At 73.8% G+C, this 16217-nt stretch carries 15 protein-coding genes; 8 read left to right on the top strand and 7 right to left on the bottom strand.

What is annotated here, in order from left to right:
* The first annotated feature begins 41 nt into the window (after positions 1-41).
* Positions 42-617 carry a hypothetical protein gene (locus C229_RS0102215; protein ID WP_018653444.1) on the top strand — a complete coding sequence of 192 codons (576 nt, stop codon included), beginning with the start codon at positions 42-44 and terminating at the stop codon, positions 615-617.
* A 4-nt stretch (positions 618-621) separates the two neighbouring features.
* On the opposite strand, the gene C229_RS0102210 is transcribed toward C229_RS0102215, so the two are convergent.
* A complete protein-coding gene (locus C229_RS0102210) occupies positions 622-1575 on the bottom strand; it encodes an RDD family protein (protein ID WP_018653443.1) in 954 nt (317 codons plus the stop codon).
* Between the two features lie 85 nt (positions 1576-1660).
* Between C229_RS0102210 and C229_RS0102205 the strand changes: the two genes are divergently transcribed.
* Positions 1661-2656 carry a stage II sporulation protein M gene (locus C229_RS0102205; protein WP_018653442.1) on the top strand — a complete coding sequence of 332 codons (996 nt, stop codon included), beginning with the start codon at positions 1661-1663 and terminating at the stop codon, positions 2654-2656.
* Between the two features lie 38 nt (positions 2657-2694).
* Here C229_RS0102205 and C229_RS0102200 read toward each other — a convergent pair whose 3' ends face one another.
* On the bottom strand, positions 2695-3261 hold the full coding sequence (locus C229_RS0102200; RefSeq protein ID WP_018653441.1) for a hypothetical protein: 567 nt from the start codon (positions 3259-3261) through the stop codon (positions 2695-2697).
* A 687-nt stretch (positions 3262-3948) separates the two neighbouring features.
* Here C229_RS0102200 and C229_RS0102195 point away from each other — a divergent pair.
* Entirely contained in the window at positions 3949-4533 is a 585-nt protein-coding gene (locus tag C229_RS0102195) for a hypothetical protein (RefSeq protein WP_018653440.1), read from the top strand.
* Positions 4534-4542: 9 nt separating this feature from the next.
* On the opposite strand, the gene C229_RS0102190 is transcribed toward C229_RS0102195, so the two are convergent.
* Genes C229_RS0102190 through C229_RS0102170 form a run of 5 tightly spaced genes read right to left on the bottom strand, consistent with a single transcriptional unit; the run spans position 4543 to position 9629 of the window.
* Positions 4543-5835 carry a DUF58 domain-containing protein gene (locus C229_RS0102190; protein WP_018653439.1) on the bottom strand — a complete coding sequence of 431 codons (1293 nt, stop codon included), beginning with the start codon at positions 5833-5835 and terminating at the stop codon, positions 4543-4545.
* Positions 5835-6824 carry an AAA family ATPase gene (locus C229_RS0102185; protein WP_018653438.1) on the bottom strand — a complete coding sequence of 330 codons (990 nt, stop codon included), beginning with the start codon at positions 6822-6824 and terminating at the stop codon, positions 5835-5837. The genes C229_RS0102190 and C229_RS0102185 overlap by 1 nt, the downstream gene beginning before the upstream one ends.
* On the bottom strand, positions 6821-7990 hold the full coding sequence (locus C229_RS0102180; RefSeq protein WP_018653437.1) for a DUF4350 domain-containing protein: 1170 nt from the start codon (positions 7988-7990) through the stop codon (positions 6821-6823). Before C229_RS0102180 ends, C229_RS0102185 begins: the two co-directional genes overlap by 4 nt.
* Positions 7984-8652 (bottom strand): DUF4129 domain-containing protein, encoded by a 669-nt coding sequence (locus C229_RS0102175; protein ID WP_018653436.1) that lies wholly within the window; start codon positions 8650-8652, stop codon positions 7984-7986. Before C229_RS0102175 ends, C229_RS0102180 begins: the two co-directional genes overlap by 7 nt.
* Complete coding sequence (locus tag C229_RS0102170) at positions 8649-9629, bottom strand: hypothetical protein (protein ID WP_033423894.1); 981 nt, start codon at positions 9627-9629, stop codon at positions 8649-8651. The genes C229_RS0102175 and C229_RS0102170 overlap by 4 nt, the downstream gene beginning before the upstream one ends.
* Before the next feature lie 297 nt (positions 9630-9926).
* On the opposite strand from C229_RS0102170, the gene mtrA reads away from it, so the two are divergent.
* The 5 genes from mtrA to C229_RS32240 all read left to right on the top strand — a co-directional run bounded on the left by mtrA (position 9927) and on the right by C229_RS32240 (position 15589).
* Complete coding sequence (gene mtrA / locus C229_RS0102165) at positions 9927-10604, top strand: MtrAB system response regulator MtrA (RefSeq protein ID WP_018653434.1); 678 nt, start codon at positions 9927-9929, stop codon at positions 10602-10604.
* Positions 10605-10634: 30 nt separating this feature from the next.
* Positions 10635-12242: an MtrAB system histidine kinase MtrB gene (gene mtrB, locus C229_RS0102160; RefSeq protein ID WP_018653433.1), complete on the top strand. Its 1608-nt coding sequence runs from the start codon at positions 10635-10637 to the stop codon at positions 12240-12242.
* Complete coding sequence (locus C229_RS0102155) at positions 12239-14023, top strand: LpqB family beta-propeller domain-containing protein (RefSeq protein WP_018653432.1); 1785 nt, start codon at positions 12239-12241, stop codon at positions 14021-14023. The genes mtrB and C229_RS0102155 overlap by 4 nt, the downstream gene beginning before the upstream one ends.
* A 290-nt stretch (positions 14024-14313) precedes the next feature.
* Positions 14314-14592 carry a ComF family protein gene (locus tag C229_RS0102150; RefSeq protein WP_018653431.1) on the top strand — a complete coding sequence of 93 codons (279 nt, stop codon included), beginning with the start codon at positions 14314-14316 and terminating at the stop codon, positions 14590-14592.
* 502 nt (positions 14593-15094) lie between these two features.
* Positions 15095-15589 (top strand): ComF family protein, encoded by a 495-nt coding sequence (locus C229_RS32240; protein ID WP_081639698.1) that lies wholly within the window; start codon positions 15095-15097, stop codon positions 15587-15589.
* Positions 15590-16217: the final 628 nt, after the last annotated feature.

Genomic DNA, 16217 nt, shown 5'->3' with positions numbered 1-16217 from the left:
CGCGGGCGCAGCGCCGCGTCCGGCTGCGGTACCGTCCGGGCATGCCGCGCGGAACGTACCTGCATCTGGACGACGACCTCGAAGAACGCTTCCAGTGCGCGCCGGGGCCGGGCGGCTGGCGCTACGTCGGCGAGCGTTCCGACGGCCTGCGCACCGATCTCGTCGTCGACGCCCGCTGGCGGCAGATCCGCGTCGAGATCCGCACCGGCGATCTCTGGCTGCGCGGCGGTTTCTCCGGCACCGGACTGGCGTGGGTGCGCGGCGCGGACGACGACGCCGCCGAGCACGGCGAGCGCGCGGCGGGCTTCCTCGGCGACTCGCCGGGCTTCCTCGTCGCGGTGGCGCGCGCGCTGCGCCTGGCCGACGGGCAGCACACCGGGCTGCGGCTCGTCCACGTCGGCGGCCCGGCGCTGGCGGCGCTGACGGTGGGCCGCTCGTGGCGCCGCGCCGCGACGGACGAGCACGCCACCGACACCGGCCCGCTGCTGGTCGAGCGCTACGAGGTCACCGACCGCGACACCGCCGAGACCCACGTCGTCCACCTGGCCGGAGACGTCGTCCTGGACGCGCCCGGCATCGAGTTGACGTCCCTGGAGTCGCCGCCGAACCGGGCGTGACCGGTCACCGCCCGCCGAGCACGTCGCGGTACGGGCCCGCCGGGTAGTGCTGTGGCGGTAGGAACCGCGGCTGCCCCGGCCCGGGGTCGCTGAACGGCGGCGGCGCCGGCGGACGCGGCGGGGGAGGCGGCGGCCCGCCCGCGGGCGCCCACGGCGGCGCGGCGGGCGGCTCGGGCGGCAGCCCGCGCAGCCGCCGCAGGTAGGCGCGCTGCGCGGCGAGCCGCCGTTCCTCGCGCGTCCGCCGTTCGGCCAGCACCGCCGACAGCACCAGTTCCGGCCGCCACCCCGGCGGCGGAGGCGGGCTGATCACGGCGGCGACCTCGGCGACGATCCGGTCGCCCAGCTCGTCGCGGACCTCGGGCAGCAGCTCCCAGAACCGCGCGATGTACTGCCGCGCGGTCATCGCCAGCCCGTCGGACACACCGGACAGTTCGAGCCGCGACGCCCACCCGGCCAGCCCGGGCGGCATGACGGCGATCGGCCCGAAGTGGGCGGGGCCCGACGCGCGTTCCTGGATGACGATCGTCCCGGCGAAGACGTCCCCGAGCCGCTTGCCGCGCGAGCTGCACAGGGACGCGATCAGCGCGGGGATCGCGAGGAACGTCCAGAACTCCAGGAATCCGGCGAGGGCGCGCAGCAGCGTCTGCCGGAACCGGACGGGCCCGCCGTCGTCGGACACGACGCGCAGCCCCAGCAGCATCTTGCCGAGCGTGTGCCCGCGCGTCGCCGTCTCCATGACGCACGGGTAGCCGACGACGACCGCGACCAGGCTCAGCAGCGTCAGCCCGGCGACCCAGGCCGGATCGGCGACGGCGGCGATCGGCCCGATGACGTTGGTGACGATGCCGAAGAGCGTCATCTGGATCAGCAGGTCGACCAGGAGCGCGCAGCCCCGGCTGGCGAGCCGGGCGACCCGCAGGTCGAGCGCGACGGCCTCACCGCTGACGAGTTCGGCCATCGACGGGGGCTCCTCGGCGTTCGGGTGGTTCGGGCGGGGGCTCCCATCTTGCCCTGTCCGGACGCGGACGCGTTACGCTCCCCGGGTGGACGTCGACGCCTACGTGGCCGCGCATGACACCGAGTGGCGGCGTCTGGAGAAGCTGATCAACTCCAGCCGCAAGCTGACCGGGCCGCAGATCGACGAACTGGTCGAGCTGTACCAGCGCACGGCGACGCACCTGTCGGTGGTGCGGTCGAGTTCGCCCGACCCGCAGCTCGTCGCGCGGCTGTCCGCGCTGGTGGCGCGGGGCCGCGCCGCCGTCGCGGGCGCGCAGGCGCCGATGTGGCGCGACGCGCGCCGCTTCGCGACGGTGTCGTTCCCGGCGATCGCCTACCGGCTGCGCTGGTGGTGGCTGGGCGTGACGGTGCTCGGCAACGTGTTCGCGCTGGTGCTGGCGGTCTGGGTGGCGCGGAACCCGGAGGTGCAGGCGGCGATGGGGTCGCCGTACACGATCCGGCGCCTCGTCGAGGAGGACTTCGCGAACTACTACACCGACCATTCGGCGGCGTCGTTCGCGTTCCAGGTGTGGATCAACAACGCGTGGGTGTCGGCGGTCGCGTTGATCTTCGGCATCCTGCTCGGCATCCCGACGCTGTACGTGCTGCTGCTCAACCAGGCCAATCTGGGCCTGACGGCCGGGCTGATGTTCGCGCACGGCAAGGGCGACGTGTTCTTCGGCCTGATCCTGCCGCACGGCCTGCTGGAGCTGACGGCCGTCTACCTGGCGTGCGCGGCGGGCCTGCGGCTCGGCTGGACGGTCATCGACCCGGGCCGCCGCCCGCGCGGCCGCGCCCTGGCCGAGGAGGGCCGCGCGACGGTCGCCGTCGCCCTCGGCCTGATCGCCGTCCTGTTCGTCTCCGGCCTCATCGAGGGCTTCGTGACGGGCTGGGTCCACATCACCTGGCTCCGCGTAGGCATCGGCGTCGTCGCCGAGATCGCCTTCCTCACCTACGTCATCGTCCTGGGCCGCCGCGCCGTCCACGCCGGCGAAACAGGCGAATCCGACCTCCGCCCCGACACCCTCCCGGTGTCGGCCTAGAGGCGGCCCGCCCGAGCGCCCGGACGGAGACGCTCGCGTCAGGGCGCCTCGGACCGATCGCACAGCCGCAGCCCCGGCGGCGGTTCGTCCCCGGTCTTTCCCGGGAGGTCGGTGTAGACGTCGCTGATCCAGCTCCCGTTGCCGAGCCGGTTCCAAGCGTCCACCGTGCGCTGGGTGCGGCCCTCTCCCGGGTGCGTCACCGGCTCTCCGTCCCTGATCTGGCAGGTCAAGACGACGGTGTCGCCGTTGATGTAGTACGGGCGTTCAGTGAAGAGGGTGCCGCGCGCGGGCTGCCGGTACGCCTTGACCCGGTGCCCCTCGGAGCGCGCGGTGTTGGTGATCGTCACCGTCATCGGAGCGCGGTTGCCGGGCGAGGCCTTGCGGGTTCCGCTCAGCATGATCAGCGGTGCGATGAGGGGAGCCAGCGTGATGAGCGCAGACAGCAACGTCGCAAGCGCGGTGAGCAGGCCGATCCAGTCAACCGCGACCCTGGCGTTCGCGCGCAGGCCCGCGCCGCGACGGAAGACGAAGAGTCGGCGAATACGGCCGGGCGGGCGGGCGTGCCGCCGCGCGTCCTCATGGTGCTCGGGCGGCTCATTGCTCATGGAATTCCTAGAGGCGGTGGACGGAACCGTGATCGGTACCCGCAGCGGGGGGCCGCCGGGTGAGGTCGCCGTCTCGGTTAGAGGCCGACCGTGTAGTTGATCCTAATGGCGGAAACCTGTCGCTATCCGACGCCGTCTCGCCCACAACGACACATAAGTGTCATATAGGGCAGATCTTTACGGCTGTGCAAGCTGGAGGGAGTCCGTGGTGGCTCTGTAATTCCGAATGTTATTCTAGAATCGGACTCATGAACATTGCCATTCATGTGCCGACCTGCACCTTGATCGACCGGGTCCGGAGTAGGGGATGATTGCGGCAAGATCATCGCAAACGTTTCATTTGAATGTGATTTACGTCACGTAGCGACGTCGAGTTGCTGTTTTGACAGACTGGTTTGAGGTGTAAATAGGAGCGTCTGGACTCGACGCACGTGCATCTCCTGTGCTTTTGCGTCGCGAACCCCGCAGGGATGGGGGAAGGCGCGCCATGTCGACGAACGATCTTGGGGCAGACGGAGGGGTGGCGCGACGCGTATGGTCGGACTGTTCGGCGATGGTGTGTGATCTCTGGGCGCTATGTCTGATCTTCACGTATCGGAATCTTGCCGGTCGCCCTAGCTGACCAAGCGTGCGGAGGCGGGGACTGAGCGTTGTCGGTTCTAGTGCCCCGGATCGGAGGGAACCGACATGACCGCAGAGACTCCTGCTATCCCGCCCCGTCCCCCCTCCGGTATCGCCAACCTCCGCAAAACCGCGCTTCTGCTCGCCCTACTCGTGATCGCTTATCTCGGTATCAGCCTGACCCGAGGGGATTGGACGCCTCCGCTCTGGTTCGCGATCGGCGCGGCCGTCTTCGTGCTCTTCACCGCTCTCGACATCGCCGTCGGTGTGACCAGGGGCGTAACCGGCAGGATCAGGCCGGACAGCGAGTACATCGAGGCGATCACGAGAGCCGTCATCGTTCAGACGCGTGCGAATCCACGTCGCCCCGCCGCGGCCGTCGAGGTACGCGCGGTCGATCCCGCGCCCTTCGCTGGCTATGTGTACACGGCGCTCGTCGCCGAACCGCAGCCGACGGCCAAGGACGGCGGCTCGGTACACGTACGGCATGGGCAGGGATGGTCACTCGGCTACGGCGGCGCTTGGCGAAAGGCCTACCGGTTGGCAGGAGCGGGCGTCTCCACGGTGCGGGAGGCGATGCCCGAACTGGCCGTCAGCCCGCCGCGGCCCGGCCACGCGTCGTTTGCGCTCCTGATCCGCGATCACGGCTGAGCACGGCGCTCAGAGGCGGCCCGCCGCCTTGAGGGTGAGGTAGGCGTCGGCGAGGGCCGGGGCCAGGTCGGACGGGGGTGCGTCGACGACCTCGACGCCGAAGGCGCGGAGTTCGGCGGTGAGGCGGGTGCGGTCGGCGCGGGCGCGTTCGGCGGCGGCCGCGTCGTAGACGCCGACGAGGTCGTCGCGGGCGGCGGCCATCTCGGTGAGGCGCGGGTCGGTGACGGCCGCGACAAGGACGAGGTGCCGCGCCGTCAGTCGGGGCAGCAGCGGCAGCAGCCCCTCCTCGATCGCCGCCGGGTTGAGTTCCGTCAGCAGCACCACCAGGCACCGCTGCCGGACGCGCGACAGCAGCGCCGACACCATCCCGGCCGCGTCCGACTCGATCAGCTCGGGCTCCAGCGGCGCCATCGCCTCGACCATCGACGTCAGCAGGTCGGTCCGCGACGACCCCTCGACCCGGGCCCGGACGCGACGGTCGTAGGCGAGCAGGTCGACGCGGTCGCCCGCCCGGGACGCCAGCGCGCCGAGCAGTAGCGCCGCGTCCATCGAGCAGTCCAGCCGGGGCACGTCCCCGACGCGCCCCGCCGAGGTGCGGCCGGTGTCCAGGACGAGGTAGATGCGCCGGTCGCGTTCGGGACGCCACGTCCGCACGACGACGTCGCCGCGCCGCGCCGTGGCCCGCCAGTCGATCGACCGCACGTCGTCGCCCGCGACGTACTCGCGCAGCGAGTCGAACTCGGTGCCCTGCCCGCGCACCAGCGCGACGTTGGACCCGGTCATCTGCCGCAGCCGCGCCAGCTTGGCGGGCAGGTGCCGCCGCGACGGGAACGCGGGCAGCACCCGCACCCGCCACGGCGCCGGACGCGACAGTTGCCGCGCCGCGAGCCCGAGCGGCCCCCGCGACCGGACGACGACCGCGACGGCCTCCCGGTCGCCGCGCCGCGTCGGCGTCAGCGTGATCTCGACGCGGCGCCGCTCCCCGGCCGGGACGTCGACGCGGGTGAGGCGCGGCGCGGCGCCCGCGCTCGGCGGCCACGCGTCCCGCAGTAGCGCGCGGACGCGCCGCCGCCCGGTGTTCTCGACGGTCAGCACGACCGTCGCGGACTCACCGAGCCGGACCCGTGTGTCGCCGGACCGGTGCAGCGCCAGCGCCCGGACGTTCCCGGCGAACGCCAGGTCGACGGCGACCCCGAGCAGCAGCGCGCCCCAGACGAGCAGGAGCGTCAGCCCGCTCGGCAGCAGCAGCGGCAGCGCGGCGGCCAGCAGCGCCAGCAGGCCCAGCCGCCCGGTGAGCGCCATCAGCGGGGCGCGGGGACGTGGGCCAGGATGCCGTCCAGGACGCCGTCGGCCGTGGCGCCCTCCAGTTCGGCCTCGGGCCGGAGCTGGACGCGGTGCCGCAGCGTCGGCCGGGCGAGGGCCTTGACGTCGTCGGGGGAGACGTAGTCGCGTCCCGACATCCACGCCCACGCCCGCGACGTCGCCAGCAGCGCGGTCGCGCCGCGCGGCGACACCCCGAGCGCCAGCGACGGCGACTGCCGCGTGGCGCGGCACAGGTCGACGACGTAGGCGGCGATCTTGGCGTCGACGTGCACGGTGCGGACCTGCTCGTGGCCCTGCGCGAGGTCGCCGGGCCCGGCGACGGGCCGCACCTCCGACAGGTCGCGCGGGTCGAACCCGGCGGCGTGCCGCTGGAGCATGGAGATCTCGTCGTCGCGTCCCGGGACGGGCACGTTGAGCTTGAGCAGGAACCGGTCGAGCTGCGCCTCGGGCAGCGGATAGGTGCCCTCGTACTCGACGGGGTTCTGCGTCGCGCACACCACGAACGGCTCGGGCAGCGCCCGCGCGGTGCCGTCGACCGACACCTGCCGCTCCTCCATCGCCTCCAGCAGCGACGCCTGCGTCTTGGGCGGCGTCCGGTTGATCTCGTCGGCCAGGAGCAGGTTCGTGAAGACGGGCCCCCGCCGGAACTCGAACTCCGACGTGCGGTTGTCGTAGACGAGCGAGCCGGTGACGTCGCCCGGCATCAGGTCGGGTGTGAACTGGACGCGCTTGAACTCCAGGTCGAGCGCCCGCGCCAGCGTCTTGATCAGCAGCGTCTTGGCGGTGCCGGGCACGCCCTCCAGCAGGACGTGCCCCCGGCACAGCAGCGCGATGACGAGGCCGGTCACCACGGGCTCCTGCCCGACGACGGTCTTGGCGACCTCGCCGCGCAGCGCCGTCAGCGCGGAGCGCGCGCCGGACGCGGCCCCGGGGACGTCGTCCTTGTCGAGGTCGACGGGATGGTTCACGACTGGCGTACCTGCCTTTCCAGGTCGTTCAGGAGGTCGGAGAGCGCGACGAGCGCGGCGTCGCCGGCCGGTTCGGGACCGTACAGGGCGAAGCCCGCGGTGCCCTGGTCGAGGGTGGTGCGCGCGGCGACGGCCGCGACGACCTCCACGGAGAAGCGGGGATCGTCGGCGGCGGAGCGGGGCAGGCCGAGCAGCGGCATGAGGCGCGCCCGCGTCCCGGCGCGGAGCGCGTCGGCGGCGGTGCCGCGCGCGTGGTGCGCGCGGTAGAGGCGGGCGCGGCCCTCGGCGGTCTCGGCGGACCGGACGACGACGGGCAGCGGCTCGGTCACGACGGGCCCGAACCGGCGCCCCCGCCACAGCGCCACCAGCACGACCGCGACGACGAGTTGCAGCGCGAACAGCGTGACCCCCGGCGGCACGAGGTCGAGAAGGCCCTGGTCGCCGTCGTCGGCGCCGGGCGCGGGCAGGTCGGGGACGAGCCACACGACGGCGGACCGCGCGCCGATCAGGTTGAGCGCCAGCGCCGCGTTGCCCTGGTCGGCCAGGTACTCGTTGGTGAGCGGGGCGCCGCTGCCGAGGACCGTCACCGTGCGCCCGCCGACGGGGAGCTGCACGAGCCGCGCCGCCTCCTCCTCGCGGTAGCAGCCGGTGGCGCCGGACGGCACCGTGTACGTCGCGCCGCTCTGGAACCCGACGCGCCCCGCGAGCTGCGCGGCCGGGACGGCGCAGCCGGGCTCGACGGCGTCGCGGTAGGCGCCGCGCGCCTCCTCCACGCCGGGCGCCAGCGCGGTCAGGACCCGCTGCCCGGGCTCGACGAGCAGCACGTCGCCGGGCGCCGTGCGCAGCAGGTCGAGGTCGGCGCCGGTGAGGCGGTCGGTGCGGGTCACGACGAGGACGGTGTCGGACGTGCTGTGCTGCGCGGCGTCCCGCGCCGACCGCCGCACCGACGGCGGCGTCCCGCGCTGCGCGAGGAGCTGTGCGAGCGCCCGCGCGCCCTGCTGCGAGGCCGACGCCGGGTCGAGCCGCTGCGGCGAGGCCGCCGGGCGCAGCGCCGCCAGCGCGAGCGCGGCGATCAGCGCGACGAGCAGGAACGCCACGACGCCCCGCGCCGCGCGGAACCGGCGGCCCGCGACGTCGCGCGCGGTCGGCACGGCCCCGGTCACCATCGGCCGCTCCCACCGGACGGGACGTCCCCGGCGGCCTCCAGCCGCTTGGGGCGCGTCTTCTGCACGCGTTCGTCCAGCGCCTTGAGCTGCGCGTAGTGCTCGGCGCTGCCGGGACGGTCGCCGTACCAGACGTCGTCGAAGACCCGGACGCCCGCGCGCAGCGGCGCGGCCAGGTCGGGCAGCGCCGCGCCCGCCTCGGTGGCCAGCTCGTCGGCGGTGCGGCCGGGCCGCGGTTCCACGATCGCGCGTTCCTCCAGGTCGCGGGCGAGGGCGCGGAGCCGTTCGCGGATCGCGTCCCGCCAGCGTCCGGCGGCGGCGTGCCGCTCGGCCTCGACGCGGTGGTCGACGGCGGTCGCGGCGCGTCCGGCGTCGAGCAGGGCGTCCCGCTCGGACCGGACGTTGCGGCGCCCGCGCAGCAGCCACACGACGAGCACGACGACGATCGCGAGCACGACCAGGACCACGCCGAGCGAGAACCAGCCGCTGCCGTCCGACGGCGTGCCCGGCTCCTGCGCGCGCTGCATCAGGTCGCCCAGCCACTCGGAGAAGCGCCGGAACGTCCGCTCGGCCCACGACGGGTCGTCCTGGTGGTAGAGCGGCCTGTCCAGCTCGCGGCGGGCCAGCTCGGCGGCCTCGTCCCGGCCGATGGGGTCGACGGTCACGGAGCCCGCCCGGGGATGCCGAACCGCCAGAGCCGGAAGAAGCCGACGTCGTCGGCGTCGGGGCGGGTGCGCAGGTCGAGGTCGAACCCCTCGCGGCGCATCCGGCGGTCGAGGTAGAGCAGGACGACGACGGCGGCGTCGAACGGCAGCGCGACCGACCAGCCGACGATCCGCACCAGCGCCGCCACGACCAGGCCGATCCGCGTCGCGCCGTCCTGCGGATCGGCCGCCGCCCCCGCCACCTGCGAGATCAGGAACGGCAGGAACACCGCGACGAACAGGGTGAGCAGCGACGCCAGCAGCAGCGCGCCGAAGGTGCGCCACCAGCCGCGCCGCGTCAGCGTCCGCGCCCGGGCGAGCGCCGCGCCGAAGCCGCGCCGCTCCAGCACCAGCGCCGGAACGGCCTGCACCAGCAGCACGTACAGCCAGGTCATCGCGGCGAGCCCGAGCGGCACCCCGAGGATTCCGCACGCCACGATGAGCGGCGGTTCGCTCTCCGCGACCAGCGCGGCGACGAACGGCGCGGCGGGCACCAGCAGCCCGGCCAGCGCCGCGAGCACGACGACGGACGCGACGGCGAGCAGCGCGGGCGTCCGGCGGACGGTCGCGCTCCACGCCGGGCGCGGCCGTCCCGTCATCGCGCCGCCCAGCACGGGCGCGAGCAAGCCCGCAAGGATCAGCACCGCCAGCGCCGACAGCACCACCGTGAGCGTGCTGAGGACGAGCTGCGCCCCCGCCGACTCCAGGACCGCCGTGGCGGCCTCGCCGTCGTCGCGCAGCAGCAGGGCCGTGGCGACGGCGGCGGCGAGCTGCACGGCCGCGGCGGCCGGGACGGCGAAGCCGAGCGTCAGCCGGGGCGCCGTGCGCAGGACGGCGATCGCGTTGTCGAGGATCTCGGCGACCGACGCCGGGCGGAACGGGACGGCGCCGCGCAGCAGCGCGGCGGGATCGTCGTCCCGCCGGTCCGTTCGCGGCATGGTCACTGTGTCTTCCCCCTGGGGCGCCCGGGTCGCAGGGTCATCCTGTCACGCGTGCGGCGTCCCGATTGCCGTATGGCGTCCGGTGGGTCACGATGTGCCCGATGCCGGTTTTCGGGTCAAGTACTCGTGGCCGCCGCGCGACCGTGTCTAGAATCCCGCGTTCAGGCCGCGATCGGCGGGCGGGTCGAGGTTGGCCCGGAACCACGTAGAGTCATGTATCAGGTAAGCGCGGGTAACCTGGCATCCCAAGGTGCCCGTTCCATGCAGAACCCGAACTTTGTGACGATGAGGGCCATGAGAGGACGTGTACTGGTCGTCGACGACGACCTCGCACTCGCCGAGATGCTCGGCATCGTGCTGCGCGGCGAGGGCTTCGAGCCCTCCTTCGTGCACGACGGCGACAAGGCGCTCGAAGCGTTCCGGGAGACGCGGCCCGACCTGGTGCTGCTCGACCTGATGCTCCCCGGCGCCGACGGCATCGACGTCTGCCGGCAGATCCGCGCCGAGGCCGGCGTGCCGATCGTCATGCTCACCGCCAAGAGCGACACCGTGGACGTCGTCCTCGGCCTGGAGTCCGGCGCCGACGACTACATCGTCAAGCCGTTCAAGCCGAAGGAACTCGTCGCCCGCGTGCGCGCCCGGCTGCGCCGCACCGACGAGCCCGCCCCCGAGACGCTCCAGATCGGCGACATCACCATCGACGTCGCCGGGCACTCGGTCAAGCGCGCCGACCGCCACATCCCGCTCACACCCCTGGAGTTCGACCTGCTGGTCGCGCTCGCGCGCAAGCCGCGCCAGGTGTTCACCCGCGAGGTCCTGCTCGAACAGGTCTGGGGCTACCGGCACGCCGCCGACACCCGCCTGGTCAACGTGCACGTCCAGCGGCTGCGCGCCAAGATCGAGAAAGACCCGGAACGCCCCGAGATCGTGGTGACGGTCCGCGGCGTCGGCTACAAGGCGGGCCCGGCCTGAGCCGGGCGGTGAACCGCCCATGACGGTCCGATGAACGCGGCACGGCGCGCGGCCGGCGCGGTCCCCGCCGCGCTGCGCCGGCTCGTCCGCGGCGGCTACGCGCGGTGGCGGCGCTCCATCCAGGTGCGCGTCGTCACCTCGACGCTGTGCATCTCGGCGATCGTCGTCGCCATCCTCGGCGCGTTCCTCACCCAGCAGATGTCCAACGCGCTGATGGACGGCAAGGTCAAGGCCGCCCGGCTCCAGCTCGACGAGGGCCTGTCCCTCGTGCAGCGCGACCTCGGCAGCCAGCCCGACAACGGCAGCCGCCTCGACAACGTCATGGCCGGGCTCAAGGCGCGCAGCGGCCCGTCCGGACTGTACGAGGTGTACATCCGCGACACCCGCGACTCGTCCTTCGACGGCTACAGCACCAACGAACTGCGCGTCGAGTCGATCCCGCAGCGGCTCCGCCAGGAGCTGGGCGACGGCCCCGCCGACGCCACCGCCTACACGTTCGGCAAGCTCTCCTACGTCGGACGCCCCTCCGAACGCGGCCTCATCGTCGGCGGCAAGACCGGGCAGTTCGAGCTGTACTACCTGTTCCCCCTCACCCAGGACCAGCACACCCTGACCATCGTCAGCCGCGCCCTCGCCGGCGTCGGCGTCGTCCTGGTCCTGCTGCTGGCCGCCATCGCCTCGCTCGTCACCCGGCAGGTCGTCATCCCCGTCCGGCTCGCCGCCCAGGGCGCGCAGCGGCTGTCGGCGGGCAAACTGGAGGAGCGCATGCGCGTGCGCGGCGAGGACGACCTCGCCCGCCTCGCCCGCTCCTTCAACGAGATGGCCGCCAACCTCCAGGACAAGATCATGGAGCTGGAGGACCTCTCCCAGGTCCAGCGCCAGTTCGTCTCCGACGTCTCGCACGAGCTGCGCACCCCGCTCACCACCATCCGCATCGCCGCCGACATGCTCTACGAGCACCGCGACACCTTCGACGACCCCGCCGTCGGACGCTCCGCCGAACTGCTGCAAAGCCAGCTCGAACGGTTCGAGTCGCTGCTCGCGGACCTGCTGGAGATCAGCCGCCACGACGCCGGCGCCGCCACCCTCGACGCCGACCCGCTCGACATGCGCGACCTCGTGCTCCGCGCCGTCGGCGACATCCAGAACCTCGCCGAGCGCAAGGGCAGCAAGGTGCTGCTCCAGCTCCCCGGCGAACCCTGCATGGCCGAGGTCGACCGCCGCCGCGTCGAGCGGATCATGCGGAACCTGCTCGTCAACGCCGTCGAGCACGGCGAGGGCGAGGACATCGTCGTGTCCGTCGGCGCCGACCGCGACGCCGTCGCCGTCGCCGTCCGCGACCACGGCGTCGGGCTGCGGCCCGGCGAGGGCCAGATGGTCTTCGACCGGTTCTGGCGCGCCGACCCCGCCCGCGCCCGCACCACCGGCGGCACCGGGCTCGGCCTGTCCATCTCCCGCGAGGACGCCCAACTGCACGGCGGCTGGCTCCAGGCGTGGGGCGAACCCGGCGCGGGCTCGCAGTTCCGGCTGTCGCTGCCGCGCGTCGCGGGCAGCGAACTGCGCGGATCGCCGCTGCCGCTCGTCCCGCCGGGCGCCGGCGGGCGTCCGCTCTTCGCCGAGCTGGAGGTGAGCGAATGAGGTGCCGCCGCTCCCTGCTGGCGTCCGTCGCGCTGCTCGTCCTCGGCGTCACCGGCTGCGCCACCGTGCCTAGCGGCGGGCGCGTCATCAGCGGACGGCCCGCCGAGTCCGCCGAACAGGCCGACGACCCCTACGTCCGGCTCATCCCCGTCCGTCCCAAGGCCGAATGGGGGCCGGGGCAGCTCGTCGCCGGGTTCCTCGCCGCGTCCGCCGGGTTCGACGACGGGCACAAGGTCGCCCGCGAGTACCTGGCGGGCGGCGCCTCGTCGTGGAACCCCGGGCCGCGCCCGTCCGTCACGGTCTTCGACGACCGGCCCCGGCTGGAGGTCGCCGAGCAGGGCACCGGACGCGCCGTCGTCAGGGCGTCCGGATCGCGGCTCGGGTCCATCGGCGCCGACGGCCAGTACCTCGCCGACCCCGACGCCGTCGAGGTCACCTTCGAGCTGACCAAGACCGCCAGCGGGCCCTGGCGCATCACCGGCCTGCCCGACGCCGCGCACAACGGGCTGCTGCTCAGCAAGAGCGACGTCGAGCGCGCCTTCCGCACCGTCAACCTGTACTTCTTCGCCGCCGGGCGGCCCGCGCTCGTCCCCAACGGCGTGTTCCTGCCGCTCGTCAACCGGCAGAACCTGCCCGCGCAGCTCGTCCGGGCGCTGCTCGAAGGCCCGACGTCGTGGCTCGGCCCCGCCGTCGAGTCGGCGTTCCCGTCCGGGACGCGGCTGCGGCGCATCGGGCTGGAGAACGACGTCATCGTCGTCGACCTCACCGCCGAGGCGCGCGGCGGCAGCGCCGAGCGCATGTCGGCTCAGCTCTCCTGGACGCTGCGGCAGCTCTCCGAACTCGGCCGGTGGAAGCTCCAGATCGACGGCCGGACGGTCACACCGAACGGCTCCGGGTCCGTGCAGGCCGTGCGGTCGTGGTCGGCCAACGCCCCCGACGGCCCCGGCTCCGACGAGGGCCGCGGCGACCAGGCCGCCTACGTCGTCGGGTCGTCCGGGCACCTGTCGCGGCTCGCGGGCGACCAGCCCCAGCCGATCGACTCCGGCGAGCAGCGGCTCGCCCGCCCCGCCGTCTCCGGCGACTTCCAGGAGGTCGCCGGGCTCAGCTCCTCCGGCGACCGCGTGCTGGCCGGGCCGCTCACCGCCACCGGCGCGCAGGTCCGCGCGCTGCTGACCCGCCGCGACGACCGCACCCGCTTCACCGCCCCGCACTTCGACCGCGACGGCACCCTGTGGACCGTCGAGACGTCGCGCGACCGGTCCTGGCTGTGGATGCGGCCGCGCGGGCAGGCGCCCGTCCGCGTCTCGCAGTGGGGCCTGGCCGGGCGCGAGATCCTCGCGTTCCGGCTGTCCCGCGACGGCGCCCGCGCCGCCGTCATCGCGCGCGTCGACGGCAGCGCGCAGGTGCAGCTCGGCCGGATCGTCCGCGACAAGGGCGGCGGCACCGAGGCCGGGTCGTTCCTGCCGGTCAGCTCCGAACTCGTCGACGCGATCGACCTGTCGTGGCGCGACTACGGCACGCTGGCCGTGCTCGGCCGCAAGGGCAACGACACCCGCGTCCTGCCCTACCTCATCCCCGTCAGCGGCGGCGCGATCAGCTCCCTGGGCGTGGGCGCCCTCGGCGTCCCCCGCACGATCGCCGCCGCCCCCGGCGCCCCCGTCCTCATCGGCACCCGCGACAACGGCTCCGGCGGCCAGGTCTGCCGCCAACGCGCCCCCCGCGACCTCCTGAGCGAATGGATCTGCCCCATCCCCGGCTCAGACCCGACCTACCCGCACTGACCCGCGTCCCCGTCGGCGCCCAAGCCGCTTTTCGCCGCCGTCGTGCCAGCTTCCGGTGCCACGGCCGTCGCCGAGCCCGCTGAGCCGCAGGCCGCGATGCGGCGGAAGTTATCCACAGGTTGCAGCGGCGGCCACGCAGGCACTCCTTGACGCGGGAGAATTAATCAAGGGGGTCCCCAGGAGGGTTGCAGACCCCCTGGTCGAGCTGCCGTGAGACTCCGCCGAGAAAAGTTATCCACAGGTTCCGGCGCCGGGTGGCGGGGGTGTCGCCGGGGGGCGACGATCAGGGCATGGAACTCTTGCGTGAAGCCTTCGACCTCGTTCTGCCCCGGCACTGCGCGGGCTGCCGCGCGCCGGGCACCGACCTGTGCTCCGCCTGCGCGATGCCGCTGACGCTCCCGCCCCGGCCCGACCACCGCCGCGACGTGCCCCGCCTCTGGACGGTCGCGACCTACGACCATCCCGTCAGCGACATCGTCAACGCCTACAAGGAGCAGGCGCGCACGTCCCTCGCCATCCCGCTGGGCCACGCTCTCGCGGCAGGCGTCAGGTCGGCCCTCCCTCCCTGACCCCTCCTGCGCGCCCCTGAGCCCGCCCCAGCGCCCCCGCTGTGCTCTCATCCATCTCCCGGGCACCTCGCGCGGCGCCGGGTCGCTGCCGGGCCAACGAGAGCGGCGCCGCGCCGGTCGGGGACGGTGTGCGCGGTGGTCCGCATGGGTGAACGCGGACACGTCGGTGCAGGGGCCGCAGGCATGAACGGGCGCGTCGGTACAGGGATCGCGTGAGCTGGCGAAGTGCGGCGATGCGTGGGGTTTGCGTGAGGTGGCGACGTGTAGCGGTGCGTTGGGTTGCTTGAGGTGGCGACGTGTGGCGGTGCGTGAGTTGGCGAGGGGGCGGTGCGTGAGGTGGCGACGTGCGGCGGTGTGTGGCGGTGTGAGGTGGTGCGTGAGGTGGCGAAGAGGGGCGTGCGTGGGGTTTGCGTGAGGTGAGGTGCTGAGGGAGCGGCGGGGTTGCGATCGGTGCGCCGCATGCGGATCGGGGGAGCGGTGCGCGGAGTCGGGGGAGCGGTTGATGGGGGCGGGGCTGCGGTGGCCGCCGTCGCGGGAGCTGGTGCCGCGATGGCGGTGGGCGAGGACGGTGGCGGCGCCGGAGGTGCCGGACGGGTGGGTCGTGGTGGTGCCGATACCGTCGCACCGTCGGGCCGTCCGGCGGCGCGGCCACGACCCGCTCTGGGAGATCGTCCGCGTCGCGGTGCAGGAGTTGCGTGGCGCGGGGGAGCACGTGTTCGCCGTCGACGCGTTACGCCAGACCCGCCCCGTCGCCGATCAGGCGGGCCTCGGCCGCACGGCCCGCGCCGCCAACCTGCGCGGCGCGCTGGAGGCACGCTTCCCACTCCCGGGCTGGCGCGTCGTCCTCGTAGACGACGTCGTCACCACCGGCGCCACCCTCGCCGAAGCCACCCGCGCCCTCCACCACGCAGGCGCCACCGTCCAAGCCACCGCCACCATCGCCGCCACCCCCGCACCCCGAAGACCTGACGGGCCTAGCGAAGACCTGACGGGCTAACACAGGACCGCGACGCCGAAAACGCGCGCTGGCGAGCACGGCACCGGAGGGGGCGTTGGCCGGTAGGCGCCAGCGACGCGCGCGCCGCCGGAGAAACGCGCGCTGGCCAGCTCAGGCCCAGGCCCAGGCCCGGGCCGGGGCCGGGCCGGGGCCGGGGCCGGGGTCGGGGTCGGGGAAGAGCGTGGTGGCGGGCGCGGCGCCCGGTGACGCGCGAAGGCGAGCACGGAACCGAGAGATGAGCGTGGTAGCGGGCCGACGCTGGGAGGAGGAGGCCGTGGTGGCTGGGGGTGACAGCACCGGACGCGGTGAGAGGGCGCGCTGGTGACGCGCGTGCAGGCGGGCGCGGGGCCGGAGAAAGGCGTGGTGCCGCGGGCGCGGGGCCGGAGGGGGCGTGGTGGCTGGGTGGTGAGGAGCGTGGGTGGGTGGTGAGGGTGCGGTGTTGGGAGGCGTGGGGGGTGTTCGGAGGCTTGCGGGATTCGTTGGTGATGGGGCGGTGCCGGGGGCCACAGGGGGTGGCGGGGTCACGGGGTTGGTGGGGTTCGGTAGAGATTCTTTGCGGTGGGTGGGGGTGGCTGGGTGGTGGGGGCGGGGTGGTGTGGGGGCGGAAGGTCTTGTGGGGGTGGGGTTT

It is taken from the genome of Actinomadura flavalba DSM 45200, from assembly GCF_000374305.1.
In the GTDB taxonomy this organism is placed as follows: Bacteria; Actinomycetota; Actinomycetes; order Streptosporangiales; family Streptosporangiaceae; genus Spirillospora; species Spirillospora flavalba.
The sequence above is the reverse complement of the archived record's forward strand: the minus strand, read 5'-3'. Positions and strand labels throughout refer to the sequence as shown.